Source organism: Jatrophihabitans fulvus (assembly GCF_054781375.1).
Map to the genome: position 1 here is coordinate 1,278,927 of NZ_BAAGUN010000001.1, position 23,534 is coordinate 1,302,460.

Below are 23,534 nucleotides of genomic sequence, written 5' to 3' on the forward strand. Positions count from 1 at the left end.
CCTCGACGCGATGATCGACGAGACCGGACGGCTGGTGCGCTGCGAGTCGCCCTCGAAGGACCAGGACGCCTGCCGCCGCAGCGCCGCGCTCGTCGCGGAACTCGCGTCGCCGTACCTCGGCGCCGAGCCGGAGACCCTGGACGTGCGCGGTGCCACGCACCTGCGCTGGACGATGGGCGACCCGGACGCGTGGGAGCGGGTGCTGCTGGTCGGTCACCACGACACGGTGTGGCCGCTCGGCACCCTCGAGCGGCTGCCCTGGTCGGTCACCGAGACCGACGCCGGGCCGGTGCTGCGCGGGCCCGGCTGCTTCGACATGAAGGCCGGACTCGTCGTGCTGTGGCACGCGGTCGCCGCGCTGCGCGACGCGGGCACACCGAACGTGACCGTCCTGGTCACCGGCGACGAGGAGATCGGCTCACCCGACTCGCGTGACCTGATCCAGGCCGAGGCGCGCCGCGCCGCCGCCGCGTTCGTGCTCGAGGCGTCCGCCGACGGTGGCGCGCTGAAGAGCGCCCGCAAGGGCGCGTCGATGTACACGCTCGAGATCACCGGACGGGCGGCGCACGCCGGCCTCGAACCCGAGCGGGGCGCGAACGCCGGTGTCGAGCTCGCCCACCAGGTGCTGCGCATCGCCGCCCTCGCCGACGCGGCCAGGGGCACCTCCGTGAGCCCGACGGCGTCGACGGCGGGGACGACGACGAACACCATCCCGGCCGAGGCCCGGCTGGCGGTCGACGCCCGCGCGTGGACGCTCGCCGAGCAGGAGCGCGTCGACGCCCAACTGCGCGCGATCGGCCCGACCGTGCTCGGCACCGGCGTCACGGTCTCGGGCGGCATCAACCGCCCGCCGCTCGAGGACGCGATGTCGGCCGACCTGCTGCAGCGGGCGCGCCGGTGCCACCGCGAGCTGGGTCTCGGCGAGCTCGACGACGTGGCCGTCGGCGGCGCGTCGGACGGCAACTTCACCGCCGGCGTCGGCACACCCACGCTGGACGGCCTCGGCGCCGTGGGTGGCGGCGCGCACGCGGACGACGAACACGTGCTGGCCCGCCACCTGCCCGAGCGCGCCGCACTGCTCGCCGCCCTGATCTCGGAGGTGACGGGATGACGGCGCTCGACCTGCCCGCCGTGCTCGGCGCCGCACCCGAGGCGCGCCTGCTCGCCACCGAGGCCGCGCTGCGGTCGGGCGTGCGCATCGAGCAGGTGCGCGACATGGCGATGCTGCAGGTCGTCTGCGACGTCGTCGACGAGATCTGGCGGCCACCCGCGGGTCAGACCACCGTGCGCATCGACTTCCTGCGCGCGCTCACCCACGCGGGCAACTACTGCGTGCTGGCGTGGGACGGCACCCGCCCGGTCGGCGTCTGCTTCGGCTTCCTCAGCGTCGAGCCCGCGCGCGAGCTGCACTCGCACATCGCGGGGGTCGTCCCGTCCACCGGCGGACGGCACGTGGGCCGCGCCCTCAAGCTGGACCAGCGCGCCTGGGCCCTCGAGCACGGCCTGTCGAGCATCGGGTGGACGTTCGACCCCCTCATCCGGCGCAACGCGTTCTTCAACGCGGCGAAGCTCGGCGCGCTGCCGACCCGCTACCTGGTCGACTTCTACGGCGTCATGAACGACTCGATCAACACCGGGCAGGCCACCGACCGGGTCAAGGTCTCGTGGCCGCTGCTCGGGGCGCGCACCTCGGCGGTGCTCGCCGGGCGCGAGGTCACCCGGCCGGTGCCCGACCTGCTCGCGGCGGGCGCCGGCATCGTGCTCGACGTCGTGGACGACGCACCGTCCGCCCGTCCGTCGTCGGCGCCGGTGCGGCTCGTGCGGGTGCCGGCCGACATCGAGACGCTGCGGGTCGCCGACCCCGCTCTGGGAACGGCCTGGCGAACGGCCGTCCGCGACTCCCTCGGCGGGTTGATGGACGAAGGCTGGACGGTCACCGACTTCGGCCGCGACGGCTACTACGTGCTCGAGCGCGCGCTCGGGAACGAAGGGGGAACACCGTGAAGCTCGAGGCCGTCGAGCTGCGGCGGGTCGAACTGCCGCTGCGCTCACCGTTCCGCACGTCGTTCGGCACGCAGACCCGCCGGGCCGCCCTGCTGCTGCGTGCGGTGACCGACGTGGGCGAGGGGTGGGGCGAATGCGTCGCCATGGACGACCCGCTCTACTCCGAGGAGTTCAACGACGCGGCCGCGATCGTGCTGCGCCGGCACCTCGTGCCCGCCCTGCTCGCCCGGCCCCGGCTGCGGGCGGCCGAGGTCGCCGAGCTGCTCCTGCCGTTCAAGGGCCAGCGGATGGCCAAGGCCGCGCTCGAGATGGCGGTGCTCGACGCCGAGCTGCGCGCGGCGGGCTCGTCGTTCGCCGACCACCTGGGCTCGGTGCGTGACCGGGTCGCACCCGGGGTGTCGGTAGGAATCCAGGACGATGTCGAGTCCCTCGTCGCCGTGGTGAAGGACTACGTGGCCCAGGGGTACGCCCGGATCAAGTTGAAGATCGAACCGGGTTGGGATGTCCAACCCGTTCGCGCCGTCCGCGAGGCGATCGGCGACGACGCACTGCTCCAGGTCGATGCCAACGCCGCCTACACCCTCGCCGACGCGCCCCGGCTCGCCGCGCTCGACCCGTTCGACCTGCTGCTCATCGAGCAGCCCCTGGCCGAGGGTGACCTCACCGAGCACGCGCAGCTCGCCCGGCGCGTCCGTACGCCCATCTGCCTGGACGAGTCGATCGTCTCGGCGAAAACAGCCGCGGACGCGATCGCGCTGGGCGCCTGCGCGATCGTCAACGTCAAACCCGGACGGGTCGGCGGGTACCTCGAGGCACGGCGCGTGCACGACGTCTGCCGGGCGCACGGCGTGCCCGTGTGGTGCGGCGGCATGCTCGAGACCGGGCTCGGCCGCGCCGCCAACCTGGCGCTGGCCGCGCTGCCGGGATTCGTCCTGCCGGGCGACGTGTCGGCGTCCGACCGGTTCTACGAGCAGGACATCACCCCGCCGTTCGTGCTGGAGGACGGCGCCATCGCCGTGCCGACCGGCCCGGGGCTGGGCGTCGACGTGCTGCCCGACGTGCTCGAGGCGATGACCGTCTCCCGCGAGGTGATCTCGCTCTGAGCCGACGCCGGGATACTGGCGCCATGCCCGCCGAGGTGCACGACGCCGCCGCCGCGCCGCCGCGCGTCGACACCGCGCGGCTGGTCGACACGCTGGCGCCGCTGCTCGTGGTCGAGCACGACGGCGGCGGGCCGCGGGTCGTCCGCGGTGTGGTGGTGCACGACGCCACCGAACCGCTCGTCGCGAGCGAGGGTGACGTCGTCCTCGCGGTGGGTGCGCCCGACGCCGACTCGCTGGCCGACCTGCTGGCTCGGGCCCACGCCGCCGACTGCGCTGCGGTGGTGCTGAAGGCGCATGTCGTGGCGGTCACCGACGCCCCGCTGCCCGTGCTGCGGCTGGCGCGCGACGCGGTGTGGTTGCACGTGGCCGAACTCGTCCGCTCGTTCGTCACCGCCGCATCGCACACCGACGGCGGGCTGTTCGAGCTCGCCGACGCGATCGCCGCCGTGGTCGACGGGCCCGTGACGATCGAGGACGTCCACTCGAACGTGCTCGCGTTCTCACGGCGCCAGGACGAGGCCGACGAGGGACGCATCGCGACCGTGCTCGGGCGGCGGGTGCCCGCCCGCTACCTCAAGGTGCTGCAGCAGCAGGGCGTGTTCGCCGCCCTGCGCAACAGCGACGAGCCGGTGTTCGTCGGGCCGGTCGAGGACGGCCTGGTGCCGCGGGTGGCCGTCGCGGTCCGCGCGGGAGACGAGTTGCTGGGTTCGGTGTGGGCGGCCGTCCGCTCCGAGCCCGACGCGGCGCAGGCGCGGGCCCTGCGCGACGCCGCCCGGGTCGTGGCACTGCACCTGTTGCGCCGGCGGGTCGGAGCCGACGTGACCCGGCGGTTGCAGGCCGACCAGCTGGCCACGCTGCTCGCGGGCGGCCCGCGGGCCGCCGACGCCGCCGACCGGTTGCAGCTGCGAGCGGGCGCCATGCGGGTCGTCGCGTGCCGGTTCCACGACCTGGCCGACCGGCCCGAGGCCGAGACCGGCCTCGACGGGCTGCGCGACGTGATCGCGTTCCACTTCGGCGTGCTGCACCCGCACGCCGCGACCGCGCTCGTAGGCGGTGTCGTCTATGCGGTCGTGCCCGGGCGGACCCTCGCGGGCGACGACCGGTTGCGGACGGCCGCCTCGGCCCTCGTCGCCCAGATCGGCGCCCGCCACGACCTCGTCGTCGCGCTGAGCAGCGTGACCGAGTCGTTCACCGGGCTGCCCGCCTGCCGCGCCGAGGCCGATCGCGTGCTGCGGGCGCTCGGCGTGCTGCGACTGCGCACCGGGCAGCGGCTGGCCGCGCCCGAGAACGTCCGCCTCGAGACGCTGCTGCTGCGGGTCTCGGACGCCATGCGCGCCGACGGCGACGCGGGGCTCTCGGACGACGCCCCGCTCGCCGCGCTGCAGGCCTACGACGCCGAGCACCACACCGACCTCGTCGGCACCCTGGCTGCGTACCTCGCCGCCATGGGCAACGTGAAGACCGCCGCCGAACGGCTCACCGTGCACCAGAACACGCTGCGGTACCGATTGCAGCGCATCCGCGCCGTGAGCGGACTCGACCTCGACGACGCGGACGCCCGGCTCACCGCGATGCTGCTGCTGCGCATGCGGTCGCTGACCGACGGCGGGTAGCGCGCCGGGGACGAACGGGTGTGTGCTCGAGGTGGTCGGCCCGCCGTCCGGACGATCAGGTTTGCGCCCGAGGTGACCGGTTCGGACGTCCGTAACGGTCACCCCGCGCGCAAAGGCGATCAGCGCAGGGCGTCGACGGCCGTCCGGGCGAGGGCGCCGATGGCGGCGTCGGCGACGGGGTCGCGCGGGCCGGCGTGGGTGCCGACGACGAAGATCGCGAGCGCGACGCGCCGTCCGCCCCCGGTCTCGACGACGGCGGCCTCGGTGCGCCACGGGCCGACGGTGCCGGTCTTGCCGCTGATGCGGACGTCGGACTCGGGGAACCCGGAGCCCACCCGCTGCGGCCAGATCTGGGTGCCGAGCACGTGCCGGGCCCGCGCGCACGCCTCGGGGTCGAGCACGGCGTCGGTCCAGAGCTGGGTGAGCAACCGCGTCGTCTCGCGCGGCGTGGTGCTCGTCGTCTCGCCCGGCCGGCACGCGCGCACGTGCATCATCGATGCCGGGTCCGGCTCCTCGCCGGGCTCGTCCAGGCCGAGATCCTCGGCGATCGTGCGGAACAGGAAGTTGCAGTCGCCGACGAGCTGCGTGGTCGGATGGCCGAGCGAGCGCATCGTCGCGTTGACGGCGTCGAGCCCGACCAGGCCGAGGACGACGTCCGTGGCGCGGTTGTCGCTCACCGAGATCATCGAGACCGCGAGGTCGCGCAACGACACGTCGACGTCGTCCTGCACGATGGAGAAGCCGGTGCCGCCGGGGGTCAGCAGCTCGCCCGCCGGCAGGTGCACGCGCTGCGTGGGGGAGAGCTCACCTGCCGACCACTGCCGGCACAGCTCGACCAGGATCGGGATCTTGAAGACGCTCGCCGGGACGACGACGTCGTCCGCACCGAGCCCGACCTCGGCGCCGGAGTCGATGTCGACGGCGTGCACGAAGCCGCGCAGCCCGCGCTCGGCGAGGATCGCCTCGAGGTCGGTCATCGTGCGGGTCCCATCTCGTCGAAGATCAGCACCGTCTGGGTCGACAGCACCTCGGGCATGCTCTGCAACCGCGTGAGAACGAGGTCGCGCAGGGCCGCGGCGTCGGCGGTGCGCACGAGCAGGACGATGTCGTGCTGCCCCGAGACGAGCGCGCCGGACGCCACCTCGGGGATCTGCAGCACCTTGCGCCGCAACGTCTTCCACGAGTGCTGCTTGACGTCGAGGTAGACGAACGCCGACAGGCCGAGCCCGAGCGCGCGCGGGTCGACCGTGGCCGCATACCCGGTGATCACGCCGTCGCGTTCGAGACGGGACACCCGCTGGTAGACGTTGGCCCGCGACACGTGCACCTTCTCGGCCAGCGATCGCATGGACGCGCGCGCGTCCGCCTGCAGCGCGGCGACCAGTTGCCGGTCGACGTCGTCCAGCTCGGCCATTCGTCCAGCCCGCCCTTCGGTTCGGTGTCGGTGGAGGTCCGAATGTCCAGCGCACGAGACATCGAGGGCTCAGACGTCTCGTCCGCTCTCACCACCGTAGATGAACGGCCCTGGTCGGCGGAAGACTGTGACAACCTCTGGTCGACCCCGACCGTGCCGGACGAGAGGACGCCGCCCGTGACCACCCTGCACGAGCCCACGTCGCCGCTGTCGGTCCCGGGGCTGCTGCCCAGCAGCACCCCGCTGTCACTGGTCGCGCCCGACGGCCGTCCGACCGGCACCGGCGAGCTGGCCATGCCGTCGGACGAGACGCTGCGCGAGCTGTACGTGCGCATGGTGCGCGGCCGCCGGTTCGACACCCAGGCCACCGCACTGACCAAGCAGGGTCGGCTCGCGGTGTACCCGTCCTCCCGCGGCCAGGAGGCGTGCCAGGTCGCGGCCGCGAGCGTGCTGCGCGAGCACGACTGGCTGTTCCCGACCTACCGCGACTCGATGGCCACCGTGACCCGTGGCGTCCCTGCCGCCGAGGTGCTGTCGCTGCTGCGCGGCGAGTGGCACTGCGGCTACGACCCGCACGAGCACCGTGTCGCGCCGCAGTGCACCCCGCTGGCCACCAACACCCTGCACGCCGTCGGCGTCGCCCATGCCGCGAAGGTGCGCGGGCTCGACGAGGTGTCGCTCGTGCTGCTCGGCGACGGCGCCACCAGCGAGGGCGACACCCACGAGGCCCTCAACATCGCCGCCGTATGGCAGGCGCCGGTGGTGTTCCTGGTGCAGAACAACGGCTACGCCATCAGCGTGCCGCTGGCCAAGCAGACGGCCGCCCCCTCGCTCGCGAGCAAGGGCATCGGCTACGGCATGCGCTCGGTGCTCGTCGACGGCAACGACGCCGCGGCGATGCACGCCGTGCTGCACGAGGCCGTCGAGCACGCTGCCGCCGGCCACGGACCCACGCTGGTCGAGGCCATCACCTACCGCATCGAGGCGCACACCAACGCCGACGACGCGACGCGCTACCGCGACAGCGCCGAGGTCGAGCACTGGCTGGCCCGCGACCCGCTGGCCCGCCTCGAGACGCTGCTGCGCGAGCGCGGCGTGCTCGACGACGCCGCGGTCGAGGCCGCGAAACACGACGCCGAGCGGTTCGCCGCGTCCGTCCGCGACGCGATGAACGCCGACGTCGACGTCCAGCCCGACGAACTGTTTGCGCACGTCTACGCAAACATGCCCGCGTCGTTGCGTGCCCAGCGCGAGATGCTCCGCGCGGAACTGGCCGACGCATGACCGCCACCCTGGCCGATGCCCCCGCGGTGTCGATGGCGCAGGCGATCAACCGTGGCCTGGCCGACGCCCTCGAGGCGGACGACCGGGTGGTCGTGTTCGGCGAGGACGTCGGCACCCTCGGTGGCGTCTTCCGTGTGACGGACGGCCTGGCCGCCCGGTTCGGCGACAGCCGCGTGTTCGACTCGCCGCTGGCCGAGTCGGGCATCGTGGGCACCGCGATCGGCATGGCCATGAACGGGCTCGTCCCCGTGATCGAGATGCAGTTCGACGCCTTCGCCTACCCGGCCTTCGAGCAGATCACCAGCCACCTCGCCAAGCTGCGCAACCGCACCCGCGGACGGGTCGAACTGCCCGTGGTCATCCGCATCCCCTACGGCGGCGGTATCGGCGGCGTCGAGCACCATTGCGACTCGTCCGAGACCTACTACGCGCACACCCCGGGCCTGCGTGTCGTCACGCCCAGCTCGCCCGCCGACGCGTACCGCCTGCTGCGCCAGGCGATCGGGTGCCCCGACCCGGTGATCTTCCTCGAACCGAAGCGCCGCTACTGGACGACGTCGTCCGAACCGCTCACCCAGGAGGGTCCCGCGATCGACCGCGCCGCCGTGCTGCGGCCGGGTGCGGACGCCACGATCATCACCTACGGCGGCACCGTCGCGACCGCACTCGAGGCCGCGGACGCCGCGTCCGAGGAGGGGCGTGACCTCGGGGTCGTCGACCTGCGCTCGCTGGCCCCGTTCGACGACGAGACGGTCGTGGCCGAGGTGCGGCGCACCGGACGGGCCGTGGTCGTCCACGAGGCGTCCGGGTTCCTCGGCTACGGCGCCGAGGTCGTGGCCCGCCTCACCGAGCAGTGCTTCCACCACCTCGAGGCGCCGATCCGCCGCGTCACCGGGTTCGACGTGCCGTACCCGCCGCCGTCGCTCGAGAAGCACCACCTGCCGTCCGTCGACCGCATCCTCGACACCGTCGACTCGCTGCAGTGGGACGACCGTGCCTGACTTCCTGCTGCCCGACCTCGGCGAGGGCCTCGACGGCGCCGAGATCGTCTCGTGGCACGTCGCCGTCGGCGACACCGTGCAGATCGACCAGCCCGTCGTCGAGGTCGAGACCGCGAAGGCGTCCGTCGAGGTGCCGGTGCCGTTCGCCGGCACGGTCACCGCGCTGCACGCCGAGCCCGGCACGCGCCTGGCTGTCGGGCAGCCGCTGCTCACCGTCGGCGAGGCGCAGGGACTGCGTGAGCCGGGGGTCGTGAGCGCCGGGGGCTCCGGCAACGTCCTCATCGGCTACGGCACGCCCGCGGACGAGCCGCGCCGCCGGCGCCGGCGTGCGCTCGAGGCCGTCCCCGAGCCCGCCCCGGAACCCGTCGCGGCGGGTCCCGTCCCCGTCATCTCCCCGCTGGTGCGCAAGCAGGCGCGCGACGCCGGACTCGACCTGCGCGCGCTCGCGGCCACCGCTCCGCACGGTCTCGTGCGCCGAGCGGACGTCGAGGCCGCCCTCGCCCGCCAGGAGCGGCAGCCGGACCCCGCTTCCCGGACGCCGCTGCGCGGGGTGCGCGGCGCGATGGCCGAGATGGTCGCCCGCTCGCGTCGCGAGATCCCCGAGGCGACGGTCTGGGTGGACGTCGACGCCACCGAACTGCTCGCCGCGCGCGACGTGCTGCGGGCCCGGGCGGACGGCAACCGAATCGGCGTGCTGGCGCTGCTCGCCCGCTTCGTCGTGCTGGGGCTGCGGCGCTTCCCGGAGCTGAATTCCAGCGTCGACGGTTCGGACGTCGTGCAGCACGACGCCGTGCACGTCGGCTTCGCCGCACAGACCGAGCGCGGGCTGGTCGTGCCCGTCGTCCGGGATGCGTCGTCGATGTCGCTGCGCGCACTCGCCGACGCACTCGCCGAACGCACCGCGGCGGCACGGGACGGGAAGCTGACCCCGTCCGACCTCACCGGCGGAACCATCACGGTCAACAACTACGGCGTCTTCGGCGTCGACGGCTCCGCCGCGATCATCAACCATCCCGAGGCGGCGATGGTCGGCATCGGACGGATCGTCGACAAGCCGTGGGTCGTCGACGGGCAGCTGGCCGTCCGCAAGGTCACGCAGCTGACCCTCGCCTTCGACCACCGCGTCTGCGACGGGGGAGTGGCCGGCGGGTTCCTGCGCTACCTCGCCGACTGCGTCGAGTCGCCGCTCGTCGCGCTGGGCGACGCGTAGGCCCGCCCGCACCGGGCGAGCAGGGCCGCCGCGACCGCGGTCACGGTGTCGCGGTCGTGGGTGAGCACGTAGTCGAAGCGGCGACGCTCATCGGGCCCGTCGTCCCCGCGGTCGCGCGCCACCAGCGCGGCGGCGTACTGGGCGCCGAGCACTACGACGTCCCACTCGCCGCGCACCGGGTCGCTGGGCAGCAGGCGGCCGCCGCGCACACCCGCGACGGGTTCGGATGCGAGGTCCTCGCCCAGCAGGGCCACGAACGCGCACGTGCCCGCCAACCGCCGGTAGCGGCGGCTGGTCGCCGGTGTCAGGAAGCGGGCGTGCTGCAGCGTCGAGACCACCAGCGCGTTGCCGTCCCCCTCCTTCGCCCGCCGTTCGAGGTGGTGACTGAGCTCGAGCAACAGCGGTTTGGCGAGAGTGCGGACGGTGCCCCGGCCCGCGACGAGGTCGAACGGTGCGGCGGCGAGGTCGAAGCCGGCCGGCGAGGCACGCGGCACCAGCGGCGCCGTCCCGGCATCGGTCTCCCCGTCCGCGCGCCGCGGTAGCGGTCCGGGACGGCCGAACAGCCATCCCTGCCCGAGCCGGGCGCCCCAGCCGAGGGCCACGTCGCGATGCTGCTCGGTCTCGATGCCCTCGGCGAGCAGGACGCTGCCGGATCTCTCGACCTCGGCGTTGACGGCGCTGAACACGTCCGCGACGTGCCGGTCGGGCCGATCCTGCACCAGGCGCAGATCGAGCTTGATCACGTCCGGCCGCACCAGGGGGAGCATGGCCAGCGACTCGACCTCGGCGCCGACGTCGTCGAGCGCGATGCCCATGCCGCGCTCGCGCGCCGCGGCCACGAAACGCAGCAGCGCGACCGGGTCGGACGCCACGTCGCGTTCGGTGATCTCGATGAACCGCGTCGCGTCGCCCGTGGCGGCGATGCCGATGTCGCCCAAGTCCGTCCGGTCCCGGCCGGTGAGGGCCACCGGTTCGACGTTGAGGAACAGCGAGTGCGGACGGCCCAGCCGTGCCGTCCGCGCACCCCGGACCGCCGAGCGTCGGCACGCCCTGTCCAGCTCGGCCGTCAGGCCGTCGCGCGCCGCGGCGGCGAACAGCCGATCCGGCGTGGCGAGCGGGTGGCCCTCGGGGCCGCGGGCGAAGGCCTCGAACGCGACCGTCGTCCCGGAGTACAGATCGACGATCGGTTGGTACACCGACCTGATCCCGCCGTCCAGCAGCAGCTCGGACAGGGTGTGGCGGTCGGCCGGCGGGTCAGGCCGGACGGCAACGGGGTGGGCGGTCACGCGGCGACTCCGGACATGCTGGACGCGGGCGCTGACCGCTGGCTTCAGTCGTCACCCGTCCGCACCATCGGCAGGCGACGGCGCCGATCAAGCCCGTCCGGTCACGATCCTCACGGGCGGACCGCCGCGGGTCACGGGTCGGAGGCGAGGATGTCGGCGGCGCAGAGCGCGACCTGCAGGTCGAGCGCCACGGCGGGATCGCCCGGGTCGACCCCGAGCAGGCTCCTGATGCGCTCGAGACGGTGGCCCACCGAGTTGCGGTGGATGTGGGTGCGGTTCGCGACGGCCAGCCAACTGCCGCCGGAGCCGAACCACGCGCGCAGCGTGTCCAGCAGTTCCGCGCGGTCGAGCACCGGCCCGAGACGGCTGCGAACGAAGGTCTCCAGGTCGTCGCGGGACAGGTCCGACAGCAGGCCGAGAGCGCCCAGCGACCCGAACGTCACGGCACCGTCCAGGCCGGTGCGGATCGCGTGCGCCATCGTGAACCGGGCCCGGGCGAACGAGCGTCGCAGCGCCGTCGCGCCGGCGGCCGGGCTGCCCGTCGCCACCCGCACCGTGCCGTCGCCCACCATCGACGCGAGCCGCCGGGCGGTGAGGCCGGCCCGGTCGGGTGCGTCGGCGGGCAGCACCGTCCACGCCCGCTGTTCCTCGTGCCGGACGGGTGTCTCGATCCAGGTGAGAGCGGTGCTGAACATGCGCCGGTCGGTGCCGTCGTAGTGCAGCTCGACGCCGACCTGCTCCGTGGCCAGGTCGACGCCGAAGCGGCGTCCCACCGCGGTCAGCTCGGTCGGGTCGCGGGAGGTGCCGAAACGCAGCTCGTCGACGAACCAGGCCGCGGTCTGTGCGACGGCGGCGGCCTCGGCGTCGCGACGCACGGCGACGATCGCGGTCGCGGTCACCACGTCGGCCAGGTGGGCGCGTGCTTGCGGTCCCGCCGCCGCGACCATCAGCAGGCCGACGCGCCGTTCGCCGGTGCGGACGGCGATCGCGGTCGTCCGCACCCCGTCGACGCAGCGCACCGCCACGGGTCCGGACGCCGCGAACGCGCGCCGCAGCTCGGCGGCGGACACCACGGCCGGACGGTCGGCGTCGAAGGTCTGCGCGCCGTCGAACTCGTGGACCCCCGCTGCGTCGACCTGGCACAGCAGGGCGCCGTCCGCCGCGACGAGCCGGACGGCCTCACCGCTGGCTCGGTGCAGCGCGAGCAGCACGTCGGCCCATTCGCCGCCGGCGAGGGCGGCGGCCTCGGCCGACGTGCGCAGTGAGTGGTCTTCGGGCGTGGTCAGACGACGGCCGCCTCGGGTGCCCGCCAGTGTGCCGGCCGCTTCGCCGGACGCAGGAACACCTCGCGCACCATCGGTTCGAAGTGCTCGAGCGGCAGGTGGTCGTAGTCGGGGTCGAAGGCCTTCTCGTCCCACTCGTCGGCGAACCGCTCGGCCAGCTCGTAGGCGGGGTGGTCCTTGTGCTGCAACCGCATCATCGGGTCCAGGCCCATGTAGCCGAAGTAGTGGATGCCCTCGAAGTCCTGGTGCACGTTCACCATGAAGTACGCGTCGTCGTGCACGTACGCCTTGATCATCTCGGCGGCGATCGCCGAGTGGTTCGGCGTCGAGATGACCTTGCCCATGTCGTGGCACAGCGCGGCGACGACGACGTCGACGTCCATGCCGGCGCGCTCGGCCATCGTGGCCGTGATGAGTCCGTGCTCGAGCTGGTTGATCTCCATGTTCTGCACGATGCCCGCGGACGCCTGCAGCATGGCCAGGATGCGGTCGGGGACGTACTGCAGGTCCCGGTCGACGTGCGTCTGCAGGAAGGCCGCGTAGTCGGCGCTGAACCGGGACATCCACGGGCCCTTCTCGCCGTCGAAGTGGGCGAGCTCGGGCGGGTCCGCGGGGAAGTGCACCGTCGTCATGGGCACAAGTTAGCCCCGATCAGGCCCCGCGTCATCGTGCCCGCGCTGCCGGTTCCGCTGGGCGAGTTGGGCTGGCAGCACAATCCCTCCCGAATCGCCATGCAAGACGGCATCTTGCATTGACGCTCGCGCCGTGGTCGTCGATAGTCCGGCCATGCGCATCACGAGTGTCGAGCCGGTGCCGGTGACGTTCGCCTTGGGGCGGGAGCCGATGTCCTTCCTGTTCGTCCGCGTCGAGACGGACACCGGGCTCGTCGGGTGGGGCGAGGCGTGCGACAGCTACGGGGTCACCTACGCGGGTGTGCTGGCCACCGTCGTCCGCGACGCCTTCGCGCCGTTGTTGCTCGACCGGGACCTCGTCGCCGCGCCGCCGCTGGCCACGCTGCTGCGGTTGTCGACACGACGCAGGCTCGGCGACCAGTGGGTGGCGGTGCAGGCGCGCAGCGCGATCGAGATCGCGCTCTGGGACCTCGTCGGGCAGAGCGCCGGCCTGTCCGTCACCGACCTCATCGGACGGGCGCACGACGCCGTCCCCGTCTACGCCTCCGCGACGTTCCTGGAGGAGGGGCCGGCGCAGCAGCATCTCGAGCTGGTCACCCCGCTGCTCGAGCGCGGTGTGCGGATGGTGAAGGTGCGCACCGGCCCGGACTGGAAGAGCGACCTGGCAACGCTGGCCGAGCTGCGTGAGTTGCTGCCGGCCGACGTCGAACTCATGGTCGACGGGGGAGAGACCTACACCCTGCCCACGGCTCTCGAGATCGCCGATCGCCTGCACGAGCTGGGCGTTCGCTGGTTCGAGGAACCCGTCCCGCAGGTCAACCGCGCGGCTATTGCGCGACTGTGCGACAAATCGCGCGTCCCCATCGCCTACGGCGAGCACCTCTACGGCCGCGAGGAGGCGATCGACGCGTTGCAGCACGGTGGCATCAGCGTCTTCCAGCCGGACGCGTCCGTCAGCGGCGGTATCGCCGAGACGCGCGAGGCGGCGCTGCTCGCGGCGTACTACGGCGCGCGCGTCGCCCCGCACGTCTGCGCGGGCCCGGTGTCCCTGGCGGCGAACCTCGTGGTGGCCGCGACCGTCCCCGCCGTGCGTGCGATGGAGTACCCGGTGCACCTGGTTCCCGCGTGGTCCGCGCTCGGCACCGGCGCGGACCTCGGCCTCGACGCGATCGTCGACGGGCGGCTCGCCGTACCCACGTCACCCGGGCTCGGGGTCGCGTTGGACGAGACGGCCGCCGCCGACAGCCCCTACCGTACGCCCGGCCGCCGGGTGGCCGGCACCGTCGCCGGGTTGCCCGACCGGTTCGTCGGCGACCGCTGAGTGGAGCAGGTGACCGCGCCCGAGGCGGATTTCGGTGAGGCGCCGGTCTGGCTGCCCGGCCAGGGCGGGTTGGTGTGGGTCGACCAGGGCGCGGGTGACGTGCTGCGGCTGACCCCGGACGGTGCCGTCGAGCGGTGGCACGTCGGTGAGCGGGCCGCGTTCGTCCGTCCCCGTCGCGACGGCGGGCTCGTGATCGCCCTGGCACGCAGCATCGCATTCGCCGACGACTGGGGTGCGCCGGTCACCGTTGGTCCGCCGCTGTGGACCGAGCGCGACGTCGTCCTCAACGACGGCGGGTGCGCTCCGGACGGCGCCCTCTGGGCCGGGTCGGCGGCGACCGACTTCGCGGGCGCCCGATGCGCACTTCTGCGCATAACCGGCGGTAGGGCGACGACCGTGGTGCGGGACGTGGGGCTGTCCAACGGCATCGCCTGGTCGCCCGACGGCGCGCACGCCTACTGGACCGACACGCTCACCCGCCGGGTCGACATCCTCGAGACCGTGGCGGACGGAGGCGTGCGCCGCCGCCCCTTCGTCACGATCGAGGACGGCGCCGGGTACCCGGACGGTCTCACCGTCGACGCGGACGGCCGGGTCTGGGTCGCGCTGTGGGACGGCGCCGCGGTGCGCTGCTACGAACCGGACGGCACCCTCGCCGACGTGGTCCGCCTGCCCGTCCGCCAGGTGACCGCGTGCTGCTTCGGCGGGCCCGACCTCGACGAGCTGTACGTCACCACCAAGCGGGACGGGCACCGCGCGGACGAGGGAACGACCGCGGGCGCCGTGTTCCGCGAGCGTCCCGGAGCGCGGGGTCTGCCCGTGGCCGAGGCCGATTGACAGGCAAGTAGCTACTTGCCTATGGTCGCTCGGTGTGGGCGACGTGTTCAAGGCGCTCGCCGACCCGACCCGGCGCGCGATCCTCGACGAGCTCGCAGAACGAGATCACCAGACGCTGTTCGAGCTGTGCGCCCGGCTCGCGAGCAAGCACCGTGTCGCGTCGTCACGCCAGGCGGTCTCGCAGCACCTCGACGTCCTGGTCGATGCGGGACTCGTGACCGCGCACCGGGAGGGCCGGTACAAGTTCCACGACCTCGACCGAGGTCCGCTCGCCCATCTCGTCGACCGTTGGCTGACACGACCGCAGGAGGACACATGAGAATCGCGATGACGAGCGTCTTCGTCGACGACCAGGCGAAGGCGTTGCGCTTCTACACCGACGTGCTCGGCTTCGTGCTGAAGCACGACGTCCCGCTGGGGGAGCACCGGTGGCTGACCGTCGTGTCACCCGACGCGCCGGACGGTGTCGAGCTGGTGCTCGAGCCCGACGAACATCCCGCCGCGAAGACGTTCAAGGCCGCCCTCGCCGAGGACGGCATCCCGTTCACCGTGTTCGCCGTCGACGACGTCGAGGCGGAGTACCGCCGACTCGACGCGGCGGGCGTGCGGTTCACGCAGCCGCCGACCGTCATGGGACCGGTCGTCACCGCCGTTCTAGACGACACCTGCGGCAACCTCGTCCAGCTGATGCAACAGGCGTAGGCGCACCCTTGACGCGCAACTTGCATTTTGCAAGTGTCACCGCATGAGCCTCTTCATCACCTGCCCCGTCGACAGCGTCGAGCGGGCGACGGCGTTCTACAGCGCCCTCGGCTGGACCCTCAATCCCGAGATGTCCGACCACAACGTGTCGTGCTTCGCGATCGCGCCGGAGCAGTTCCTCATGCTCGGCAGCCGTGAGATGTACGCGAGCGTCGGCGGCACCGAGGATCTCGTCGGCGGACCGGACACCCCGTCCAAGGTGACGGTGTCGTTCGACCTCGACAGCCGCGAGGCGGTCGACGAGCTCGTCGAACGCGCCGGTGCCGCGGGCGGACGCATCGGCGACGTGGACGACTACCCGTTCATGTACCAGCGCCAGTTCGACGACCTCGACGGCTACCACTGGTCGCCGTTCTGGATGAAGCCGGACGCCGACCGGGCCACGTGAGCGACCTCGCCTCGGCCGTCGAGGTCGTCGGGGCGCGGTGGGCGCTGCTGATCGTCGAGCGGCTGCTCGACGGACCACAGCGGTACGGCGATCTGCAGCGCGATCTCGGCGTGCCGACCAACATGCTCGCCACCCGTCTGCGCGAACTCGAGGCGGCGGGCGTGCTCACGCGCCTGCCGCTGCACCACAACACGAGGGCCTACGCCCTGACCGAGCGCGGACTTGCCCTGCGCGAGGCGATCGATGCCCTGGCGCGCTGGGGCGGGGTGTAGGCCGGCGCGTCAGGTGACCCGGAAGACCGGCCAGCCGATCTCGGTGCGCCACGCGTCGGGGTCGGGTGTGTCACCGGGCCCGACGCGGTACACCTCGCGGACTGGGCCGGCGACCGACATCGCGTTCTGCACGACCCAGGTGCCGAGTTGCCCGTAGGTGACGTCGGCGCCGTCGTGTTCGCCGACGTGCGTGGCGACGGCCAGTTCCGCCGCGGGCAGCGTCACCGGGTGGACCCGTCCCGTGCGCGGCGGCGCGGCAGTCGGCAGGTAGAGCAGCGCGTGCCCGTGCTCCTGCTCGAACAGGGCGTTGTCGTACATGCCTCCCAGCGGGCCGGTCGCGTCCGCGCCGACCGCTGCCACGAGCTCCGCCACCGCGCCGGCGAACCAGCTCTCGACCTCGCCCTGCCGCAGATCCGCCTCGACCGCTGCGACCGTCTGCGCCGGCTCGGCCCTCAGTTCGACGCCGATCGGCGCCGGGTCGGGCCGCAGCAGGCGGCGCAGCGACACGACCGCGGCGCGGGTGCGGGCGAGCTCGTCCTCGAGTCGCTGCAGATGGTCGGCGACCAGCGTCGACCGAACGCTTGGATCGGGCGTCCGCAGGATCCGCTGCACGTCGTTCAGCGGGACGTCGAGTTCGCGAAGCCGGTGGATGACCTGCGCCGTCGGGATCTGGTCGACGCCGTAGTACCGGTACCCGGTGGCCTCGTCGACGACCGCGGGTTCGAGCAGCGCGGCGTCGTGGTAGCGGCGCAGCGTCCGGACGCTCAGGTGGGTCAGGCGCGAGAACTCGCCGATCGTCAGCACTCCCGCAGTCTGGACTCTCCCCCTGGGGGAGAGTCCACTGCTTGACCCTCCCGCGCGGCGACGCCACGCCGTGGACCCATGACACACGACATCGAGAGCCAACTCCCGACCACCGTCCGCGACTTCCTCGCCGCGGCGAACCTCCACGACGCCGACACCGCGATCGCGTTCGTCGCCGACGACGCGGTCGTCGTCGACCAGGCGGAGACCTTCCGCGGCCGAGACGCGATCCACGCGTTCGTGCGCGACGCCGGCACCGAGTTCGAGTACACGACCGAGCAGGTCGGCGCCCGGGGCGTCGACGACATGCACTGGATCGTGACCCTGCGGCTCGAGGGCACGTTCCCCGGCGGCGTCGCCGAGCTCGACTACCGGTTCACGCTGCGGGACGACCGCGTCGCCGAACTCGTCATCGCCAACCACGAGGCCTGAGATGACCCACTCGGGCCGCGACCGTTTCGACGGTCGCCGCGCGCTTGTCACCGGCGGACGTCATCAGGTGGGTGTACGACTTGTTCAAGGCGTTCGCGATCGTGCTCGTCGTGGCAGTGCTGCTGGAATCCGCCTACTGGATGGATCGCGCCGACCGTAGGCACAGATCGAAGACCGCCTCGGCCGGCCTGATCGGAAGACGGTTCCGCGATGCTCGTCGTCTCGCCCGTCAGCGAGAGGCATTCCGCGGTGACGTGCCCGGCACCGATTGGGCCAAGCATCGCGACCAGCCGTGACGTCGTCGTCCCTGACCGGCCGGCACAGGTCGTGACGACGGCGCATCCACGAGGTCGCGCCGGAGGCGCCGGGGGCCGCTTGCGGCAGCCATGCGCCCCTTCTTCGCAGCACGCGGGGTTGTGGCCCGACCGGGGGTTCGTTAGGACTGGTGGGCATGCACCGGATCTTGTTACGAGAGGTCGTCGTCGACGCACCGGCCGCCACTTTCGCAGCGACGCGCGCCTTCTGGGCGGCTGCGCTCTCGACCGAGGCGCAGGAGGTCGCGGCACATCCTGAGTTCTCGGCTCTGCCTGATGCGGCGTCGCTGCCGTGGGTCGGTCTGCAGAACGTCGGCGACGACGCGGCGCGTTTTCATGTCGACATCGAGACCGACGACGTCGACGCGGAGGTCGAGCGATTGACCGGACTCGGGGCCGTCAAGGTTGCCGACGGCCGGGCGTGGGTCGTGATGCGTGATCCTTCCGGCCTGCTGTTCGACGTCGTGCCGTTCGAGTCACCATGGTTCGCCGAGCGATCCGTCGAGGTGTCCCGACCGACGCGCTGACGCGGCTGAGCCGGCCGGCTACTGAACCGCTCACAAAGCTGCCGATCGACGGGGCGGCCGAAACGCGCCGTCCGAAACGCATCCGCACCAACCTTCGGACTAGCGTCTCGACCTGCGCGGAATCTCCGGGACGCCGGGTCGTCGTACGCGGTCGGGGTCGCCCCGCCATTCGCGCACCGCGAGGAACAGCGGCAGCGCGAACGAGACGGCCACGGCCACCGACAGCACCGCGAACAGGATCGGTACCCACCACGCCAGCCGCAGACGACGACTCTCGCGGGCGTAGAGCAGCCACGCGACGAGCACGATGACGATCAGGTCGACGCCGGCGGACGAGCTCGCCGAGTTCGCGAACCACCCGCGCAGATAGTTGCCGACGGTGAAGTCCTGCGAGCCGCCGAACTGCAGGTTGAAGTACCAGGTGCCGAGCAGACCGGCGACGGCCAGGACGAGGTAGGCGGCAACCGTCGCGCGGGCGCCGCGGTTCATGCCGGCACCGGTTCGAGGACAGACCGACGGCCGGAACGGATGACGACCGCGGCAGCCACGCCCACGGCCGACAGGAGCGCCGACGCCGCCGCGAGCGTCGCCGCGTCCGGCGCGACGACGGACTGTCCGCGCAGCGCCTGCCACAGCGTGAGGGCGACGCCGCCCGCGTACCCGCCCGACGCGACGAGCATCAGGTGCCGCCGTGCCCGTGCGCCGATGCGGGCCGCGAGAGGTCTGCTCGCCAGCAGCAGCGCGACCAGCGGCAGCACCTGCAACGCGTGCAGGCCGACGAAGTGCGGCACCCGCAGGTCGCCGGCCTCGGTGTTCCACCCGATCAACGGCAGGGACGGCCCGCCGTCCTCGGCGCCGACGCTGTGCGCACCGATCGTCGTCGCCCGCGGCCCGTCCGCACTCTGCGCGTTCGTGGGACGCAGCATCAGGAACGCGACGGCCATGCCGACGACGCTCAGCAGCAGCCCGGCGCGCAGCGCGGTGGCAAGGGGTGCGTCCAACGCGGGGGAGTCGCGCAGCAACGCCGCGGCGACGGCGACGGTGGCCAGGAAGATGACGACGACCAGCGCTCCCATCGCGCCGAACACGGCGCGGTCGAACGGCGTCGCGGTGTTGAAGTGGCTCTGCCGCCCCCGCACGGCCTGCCCGACGATCGCGGCCATCTCGAGGGTCGACGCGACGGCGAGCACGGTGCCGGCGCGAGTGGCCCACCGACGTGCGCGGGGCCGCTGCAGCCGCGAGATCAGCCAGGCGAGCGTGCCGGCATAGACGGCGAAGGACACCGCGAACTTCAGCGGCTTGGCCCAGATCGGGACGCCCGCGAGCGTGCGGTCGTCGAGCAGGTAGCCCAACGCGGCGGCGAGCGCGGTGACCGTCATGGCGGCGGCGAAGAGCATCAACGGCCGATGCCACGCGACGGCGACACGGAACCCCAGGAACATGCTTGTCTCCGTCCGAGAACTTTACGACTGTTTAGCCAGTGAATAGGTGAACAGCTGTAAAGTCAAACCATGGTCAGGGCGCCGAACCGTCGCGGTCAGGGTGCGCGGCTGCGCGAGGACATCGTGTCCGCGGCGAGCCGCCTGCTCGAGCGCACCGGTAGCGAGGACGCCGTCACTTTGCGCGCGGTCGCGCGCGAGGCGGGCATCACCGCGCCGGCCATCTACGCGCACTTCGACGGCCCGGCCGACATCGTGCTCGCCGTCGTCCAGGAGACCTTCGGTGAACTGACCCAGGCTCTCCTGGCGGCCCCGCACCGCGCCGACGATCCGGTCGAACGGCTGCGGGCCGTCGGCAGCGCCTACCTCGCGTTCGCCGCCGAACGTCCGCACCACTACCGGGTGCTGTTCCAACGCCACCGTGTCGAGCAGCCCGTCCCCACCGCCGACTGCGACGGCCCCGCGGTCACCGTCCGCACCATCCCCGGCGCGGAGGCGTTCGGCGCCCTGCTCGACGCGGTGGCCGCGTGCATCGACACCGGGGCCTCGACGGCGACGTCCGCGGAGGCCGCCGCCACGCGCATGTGGATCGGACTGCACGGCCAGGCGACGCTGCAGGCGAGCCTGCCGTGGTTCCCCTGGCCCGACACGCACCAGCTGGCGGACGAGGTGTGCGCGCGGCTCGCCGACCTCCGTCCGCCGGACATCAAGGGCGCGCGGTCGGCAGGCGGGGCACGAGCCGCCCGCGCCCCTCGGCGGCGGTGATCTCACCGTCGTCGACGACGACGTCACCGCGGCTGACGGTGAAGCGCGGCCACCCGGTCACGGTGAGCCCGTCGTAGACGCAGTAGTCGGCGCGCGACTGCATGGTGGCGGCGTCGATCACCCGCGACCGCTGCGGGTCGAGCACGACGAGGTCGGCGTCCGACCCGACCGCGATCGTGCCCTTGCGCGGGTACACGCCGTTGAGGCGGGCGGCGTTGGTCGAGACGACCGCGACGAGCCGCTCCGGGGTCAGCCGGCCCTGCGCCACACCGTCGGACCACAGCATCGGCAGCATCGCCTCGATCTCGGCGACGCCCTTGCGGCAGGTGTGCAGGTCGACGTCCGGGTCGATCTTGTCGGCGAGGAAGAACGGCGCGTGGTCGCTGGCGACGGTGTCGATGCTGCCGTCCGCGAGGCCCCGCCAGAGCACCTCGCGGTCGCGATGTTCCCGCAGCGGCGGCATGCCGAGGAACCGTCCCGGTTCGTCGCCGTCGTAGGCGTCGCGCGTCAGGTTCAGGTAGAACGGCCGCGTCTCGACGAACACCGGCAGGCCTCGCGCCCGGGCCCGGCGGGTGACGTCCAGGGCGGCCTCGCTCGACAGGTGGACGATGCACACCGGCGCGCCCGTCGCCTCGCACAGCGCGACTGCGCGCTCGACCGCCGCCGACTCGGTGAAGTCGGGACGGCTGTCGGCGTAGCGCTCGAGACCGTGCCCGTGGCGCACGAGCTCGTCGGTCACGAAGTCGATGAGCGCGTGGTCCTCGCAGTGGACGAGCGTCAGCATCCCGTTCTCGCCCGCGAGTGCCACCGAGCGGACGAGGTTCGCCGGGTCGACGTCGAACCCGAGCGTCACGATCTTGAAGCTGAGGTGCCCGGCGGCCGCGAGCTGCGGCACCGCGTCGGGCAGGTCGGGAGTCGCGGTGAACACGCCCGGGTGCAGCAGGTAGTCGGTCACCGACTGCTGCGCCGCGGCCGCCTCGTCGCGGGCGATCGCGCCGCGGATCGTCGGGTGCTCCTCGTCCGGAAAGCTCATGTTCCCGAAGGTCGTGATCCCGCCCGCGACCGCGGCGCGTGACCCGCTGGCGAAGTCGTCGACGAACTGCGGCGGGCCGCCCGGCTGCGGTGCCTGAGCGGCGAAGTGCACGTGCAGGTCGAGCCCGCCGGGCAGCACGTAGCACCCGCGGGCGTCGAGCTCGCGTTCCCCGTGCATCGTCCCGCCGAGTTGGACGATTCGACCGTCACGGACGCCGACGTCCGCCTCGCCGCGGCCGCCGGCGGTGACGACGGTGCCGCCGCGCACCACGAGGTCGAACGGTTCGCTCATCGCGGTTCCCCTCGGACGGCCCGTCCCGGGCGGGCATCGGTCACCAGCGAACCGTCGCGGACGACGAACTCACCGTTGACCAGCAGGTGACGCACGCCCTCGGACGGGCGGGTCGGATCGGCGTAGGTGGCCGCGTCGGTCACCCGGTCCGGGTCGAGCACGACGAGGTCGGCGTCGGCGCCGACGGCGAGCGTTCCCTTGCGCCGCATCGCGGGCGCGACGTCGTCGAGCACTCGCGCCGGCAGGTAGGAGCAGCGCCGGAACGCCTCGGCCCACGTCCAGGCACCCTGCTCGCGGACCATCGTCCGCAGCGCCTTGGTGAACGTCCCGGCCGTGCGGGGATGGGTCGCGCCGCCGGGCGGCAGCGGCCAGACGTCGGTGTCGGCGACCGTCGCGCCGTCCGTCGCGTAGAGCACGGGCAGCGCGTCGCTGGCGACGATCGCGTCGGGATAGGCGAGCGCCCGCTGCAGCAGAGCCGCGTCGGACGGGTTGCTCTCGTCGAGGAACTCGACGACGCACGGCGCCCCCGGATCGGACGCCCGCAGCTGCAGCAGGCGCGCCTCGTCACCGACCCGCTCGCCGGTCGTGAGCACGGTCAGGCTCGACGGCCCGATGCCCCATCGGTGCAGGCTCTCGGGCGTCAGGAAGGCGGCGCCGATGGCGGTCGTCCCGGCGCCGTACGGATACGCCTCCACGGTGATCTGCGACCCCTCCGCACGGGCCCGGTCGAGCGTGCGCAGCACACGGTCGACGTGTCGACGCGACGTGCTGTTCACATGGCAGTGGTGCATGCGCGCGCCCGTCTCGGCGGCCGCGATCGCGAGCTCCTCGCTGCCGTCGATCGGGGTCGTCGGATCGACCTCGATCAGCTCGCGCACGTGGCTGTAGACGGGCACGTCCGCCCGCGCGGCCAGTCGCGCGACGGCGAGGAACTCGGCCGGGTCGGTGCGGGGTGCGTACCCGATCGTCACGCCGATGCCGAGGCCGCCGTGCGCGAGCTCGTGCTCGATCAGGTCCAGCCAGGCAGCGAGCTGCTCGGGCGTGGAGTCCTGCTGCCAGCGCGGGTCGTCGAGAAGGTGCAGCGCACCCAGCACGGACCCGTCCGGGTCGGTGCCGCTGAGCACGCGAGCGCGCGCTCCTGCCCACGACGCCGAGAAGCCGAAGTTCAGCGGGCGGCCCTGGTCGGTCGCCCGCCGCAGCGCGTCCTCGATCGGCATGAGCCCCGACTCGAGGTCCAGGGCGGTCGTCACGCCGTCGAGCGCCTGCAGCCGGTGGCCGGCCACCGAGTCGACGTGGCTGTGCAGGTCGACGAACCCGGGACCCAGCACGAGACCCGTGACGTCGACGACCTCGTCGCCGTCCTCGGGCACGAGCGGCCCGCGCCCGGCGATACGGCCGTCACGCACCCGCAGGTCGGCCGCCGCGTCGCTGCCGTCGGCCGGGTCGACCAGCCGCGCACCGCGCAGGAGCACCGCCATGGCGCGGACGGTATCCGACGCCGGGCGCGCCGGGCCTTGTG

General features: G+C 73.0%; 27 protein-coding genes. 17 read left to right on the top strand and 10 right to left on the bottom strand.

The window, feature by feature from the left end; genetic code table 11:
- Positions 1 to 10: 10 nt before the first annotated feature.
- From ACYVP9_RS06260 to ACYVP9_RS06275, 4 genes are read left to right on the top strand one after another with little or no spacing between them, the layout of a single operon-like run.
- The gene (locus ACYVP9_RS06260) at positions 11 to 1,111 is read left to right on the top strand and encodes a M20 family metallopeptidase (protein ID WP_460604305.1); all 1,101 of its coding nucleotides are present in this window, start codon (positions 11 to 13) and stop codon (positions 1,109 to 1,111) included.
- Positions 1,108 to 2,004: a GNAT family N-acetyltransferase gene (locus tag ACYVP9_RS06265; protein ID WP_460603844.1), complete on the top strand. Its 897-nt coding sequence runs from the start codon at positions 1,108 to 1,110 to the stop codon at positions 2,002 to 2,004. Before ACYVP9_RS06260 ends, ACYVP9_RS06265 begins: the two co-directional genes overlap by 4 nt.
- A complete protein-coding gene (gene menC, locus ACYVP9_RS06270; protein WP_460603845.1) occupies positions 2,001 to 3,107 on the top strand; it encodes an o-succinylbenzoate synthase in 1,107 nt (368 codons plus the stop codon). The genes ACYVP9_RS06265 and menC overlap by 4 nt, the downstream gene beginning before the upstream one ends.
- Positions 3,108 to 3,130: 23 nt before the next feature.
- Positions 3,131 to 4,720: a PucR family transcriptional regulator gene (locus ACYVP9_RS06275; RefSeq protein ID WP_460603846.1), complete on the top strand. Its 1,590-nt coding sequence runs from the start codon at positions 3,131 to 3,133 to the stop codon at positions 4,718 to 4,720.
- Positions 4,721 to 4,839: 119 nt separating this feature from the next.
- On the opposite strand, the gene ACYVP9_RS06280 is transcribed toward ACYVP9_RS06275, so the two are convergent.
- Together ACYVP9_RS06280 and ACYVP9_RS06285 are read right to left on the bottom strand one after the other, a co-directional pair.
- Positions 4,840 to 5,697, bottom strand: a complete 858-nt coding sequence (locus ACYVP9_RS06280; protein ID WP_460603847.1) for a serine hydrolase — start codon at positions 5,695 to 5,697, stop codon at positions 4,840 to 4,842.
- A complete protein-coding gene (locus tag ACYVP9_RS06285; RefSeq protein WP_460603848.1) occupies positions 5,694 to 6,134 on the bottom strand; it encodes an Lrp/AsnC family transcriptional regulator in 441 nt (146 codons plus the stop codon). Before ACYVP9_RS06285 ends, ACYVP9_RS06280 begins: the two co-directional genes overlap by 4 nt.
- A gap of 177 nt (positions 6,135 to 6,311) precedes the next feature.
- On the opposite strand from ACYVP9_RS06285, the gene pdhA reads away from it, so the two are divergent.
- From pdhA to ACYVP9_RS06300, 3 genes are read left to right on the top strand one after another with little or no spacing between them, the layout of a single operon-like run.
- The gene (gene pdhA, locus ACYVP9_RS06290; protein WP_460603849.1) at positions 6,312 to 7,418 is read left to right on the top strand and encodes a thiamine pyrophosphate-dependent dehydrogenase E1 component subunit alpha; all 1,107 of its coding nucleotides are present in this window, start codon (positions 6,312 to 6,314) and stop codon (positions 7,416 to 7,418) included.
- A complete protein-coding gene (locus tag ACYVP9_RS06295; protein ID WP_460603850.1) occupies positions 7,415 to 8,419 on the top strand; it encodes an alpha-ketoacid dehydrogenase subunit beta in 1,005 nt (334 codons plus the stop codon). Before pdhA ends, ACYVP9_RS06295 begins: the two co-directional genes overlap by 4 nt.
- Positions 8,412 to 9,629, top strand: coding sequence for a dihydrolipoamide acetyltransferase family protein (locus ACYVP9_RS06300; RefSeq protein WP_460603851.1), 1,218 nt, complete (start codon positions 8,412 to 8,414; stop codon positions 9,627 to 9,629). Before ACYVP9_RS06295 ends, ACYVP9_RS06300 begins: the two co-directional genes overlap by 8 nt.
- Here the strand turns inward: ACYVP9_RS06300 and ACYVP9_RS06305 are convergent.
- From ACYVP9_RS06305 to ACYVP9_RS06315, 3 genes are all read right to left on the bottom strand, one after another.
- A complete protein-coding gene (locus tag ACYVP9_RS06305) occupies positions 9,578 to 10,915 on the bottom strand; it encodes a sensor domain-containing phosphodiesterase (protein ID WP_460603852.1) in 1,338 nt (445 codons plus the stop codon). The genes ACYVP9_RS06300 and ACYVP9_RS06305 overlap by 52 nt on opposite strands.
- A 131-nt stretch (positions 10,916 to 11,046) precedes the next feature.
- Positions 11,047 to 12,126 (bottom strand): PucR family transcriptional regulator, encoded by a 1,080-nt coding sequence (locus ACYVP9_RS06310; RefSeq protein WP_460603853.1) that lies wholly within the window; start codon positions 12,124 to 12,126, stop codon positions 11,047 to 11,049.
- 71 nt (positions 12,127 to 12,197) lie between these two features.
- Positions 12,198 to 12,830, bottom strand: coding sequence for an HD domain-containing protein (locus tag ACYVP9_RS06315; protein WP_460603854.1), 633 nt, complete (start codon positions 12,828 to 12,830; stop codon positions 12,198 to 12,200).
- 154 nt (positions 12,831 to 12,984) lie between these two features.
- Between ACYVP9_RS06315 and ACYVP9_RS06320 the strand changes: the two genes are divergently transcribed.
- The 6 genes from ACYVP9_RS06320 to ACYVP9_RS06345 are packed head-to-tail and all read left to right on the top strand — an operon-like array spanning position 12,985 to position 16,410.
- Positions 12,985 to 14,151: a mandelate racemase/muconate lactonizing enzyme family protein gene (locus ACYVP9_RS06320; protein ID WP_460603855.1), complete on the top strand. Its 1,167-nt coding sequence runs from the start codon at positions 12,985 to 12,987 to the stop codon at positions 14,149 to 14,151.
- Entirely contained in the window at positions 14,152 to 14,988 is an 837-nt protein-coding gene (locus ACYVP9_RS06325; RefSeq protein ID WP_460603856.1) for an SMP-30/gluconolactonase/LRE family protein, read from the top strand.
- A gap of 34 nt (positions 14,989 to 15,022) precedes the next feature.
- Complete coding sequence (locus ACYVP9_RS06330) at positions 15,023 to 15,307, top strand: ArsR/SmtB family transcription factor (protein ID WP_460603857.1); 285 nt, start codon at positions 15,023 to 15,025, stop codon at positions 15,305 to 15,307.
- Positions 15,304 to 15,690 carry a VOC family protein gene (locus ACYVP9_RS06335; RefSeq protein ID WP_460603858.1) on the top strand — a complete coding sequence of 129 codons (387 nt, stop codon included), beginning with the start codon at positions 15,304 to 15,306 and terminating at the stop codon, positions 15,688 to 15,690. The genes ACYVP9_RS06330 and ACYVP9_RS06335 overlap by 4 nt, the downstream gene beginning before the upstream one ends.
- 43 nt (positions 15,691 to 15,733) lie before the next feature.
- Positions 15,734 to 16,138, top strand: coding sequence for a VOC family protein (locus tag ACYVP9_RS06340; RefSeq protein ID WP_460603859.1), 405 nt, complete (start codon positions 15,734 to 15,736; stop codon positions 16,136 to 16,138).
- A complete protein-coding gene (locus ACYVP9_RS06345; RefSeq protein ID WP_460603860.1) occupies positions 16,135 to 16,410 on the top strand; it encodes a winged helix-turn-helix transcriptional regulator in 276 nt (91 codons plus the stop codon). Before ACYVP9_RS06340 ends, ACYVP9_RS06345 begins: the two co-directional genes overlap by 4 nt.
- Before the next feature lie 9 nt (positions 16,411 to 16,419).
- Here ACYVP9_RS06345 and ACYVP9_RS06350 read toward each other — a convergent pair whose 3' ends face one another.
- Positions 16,420 to 17,214, bottom strand: a complete 795-nt coding sequence (locus tag ACYVP9_RS06350; protein ID WP_460603861.1) for a MerR family transcriptional regulator — start codon at positions 17,212 to 17,214, stop codon at positions 16,420 to 16,422.
- Positions 17,215 to 17,292: 78 nt separating this feature from the next.
- On the opposite strand from ACYVP9_RS06350, the gene ACYVP9_RS06355 reads away from it, so the two are divergent.
- The 3 genes from ACYVP9_RS06355 to ACYVP9_RS06365 all read left to right on the top strand — a co-directional run bounded on the left by ACYVP9_RS06355 (position 17,293) and on the right by ACYVP9_RS06365 (position 18,487).
- The gene (locus ACYVP9_RS06355) at positions 17,293 to 17,646 is read left to right on the top strand and encodes a nuclear transport factor 2 family protein (RefSeq protein WP_460603862.1); all 354 of its coding nucleotides are present in this window, start codon (positions 17,293 to 17,295) and stop codon (positions 17,644 to 17,646) included.
- A gap of 71 nt (positions 17,647 to 17,717) precedes the next feature.
- Complete coding sequence (locus ACYVP9_RS06360; protein WP_460603863.1) at positions 17,718 to 17,942, top strand: hypothetical protein; 225 nt, start codon at positions 17,718 to 17,720, stop codon at positions 17,940 to 17,942.
- Positions 17,943 to 18,097: 155 nt separating this feature from the next.
- Positions 18,098 to 18,487 carry a VOC family protein gene (locus tag ACYVP9_RS06365; RefSeq protein WP_460604306.1) on the top strand — a complete coding sequence of 130 codons (390 nt, stop codon included), beginning with the start codon at positions 18,098 to 18,100 and terminating at the stop codon, positions 18,485 to 18,487.
- Between the two features lie 99 nt (positions 18,488 to 18,586).
- Here the strand turns inward: ACYVP9_RS06365 and ACYVP9_RS06370 are convergent, their stop codons facing one another.
- Entirely contained in the window at positions 18,587 to 18,976 is a 390-nt protein-coding gene (locus ACYVP9_RS06370; RefSeq protein WP_460603864.1) for a DUF2834 domain-containing protein, read from the bottom strand.
- A complete protein-coding gene (locus ACYVP9_RS06375; RefSeq protein ID WP_460603865.1) occupies positions 18,973 to 19,929 on the bottom strand; it encodes a hypothetical protein in 957 nt (318 codons plus the stop codon). The genes ACYVP9_RS06370 and ACYVP9_RS06375 overlap by 4 nt, the downstream gene beginning before the upstream one ends.
- Before the next feature lie 69 nt (positions 19,930 to 19,998).
- Here ACYVP9_RS06375 and ACYVP9_RS06380 point away from each other — a divergent pair, with 69 nt between their 5' ends.
- Entirely contained in the window at positions 19,999 to 20,691 is a 693-nt protein-coding gene (locus tag ACYVP9_RS06380; RefSeq protein WP_460603866.1) for a TetR/AcrR family transcriptional regulator, read from the top strand.
- Here the strand turns inward: ACYVP9_RS06380 and ACYVP9_RS06385 are convergent.
- Both ACYVP9_RS06385 and ACYVP9_RS06390 read right to left on the bottom strand, forming a co-directional pair.
- Positions 20,633 to 22,015 (bottom strand): amidohydrolase family protein, encoded by a 1,383-nt coding sequence (locus ACYVP9_RS06385; RefSeq protein WP_460603867.1) that lies wholly within the window; start codon positions 22,013 to 22,015, stop codon positions 20,633 to 20,635. The two genes, ACYVP9_RS06380 and ACYVP9_RS06385, sit on opposite strands and share 59 nt — an antisense overlap.
- Positions 22,012 to 23,493, bottom strand: coding sequence for an amidohydrolase family protein (locus ACYVP9_RS06390; RefSeq protein WP_460603868.1), 1,482 nt, complete (start codon positions 23,491 to 23,493; stop codon positions 22,012 to 22,014). Before ACYVP9_RS06390 ends, ACYVP9_RS06385 begins: the two co-directional genes overlap by 4 nt.
- Between the last annotated feature and the right edge of the window lie 41 nt (positions 23,494 to 23,534).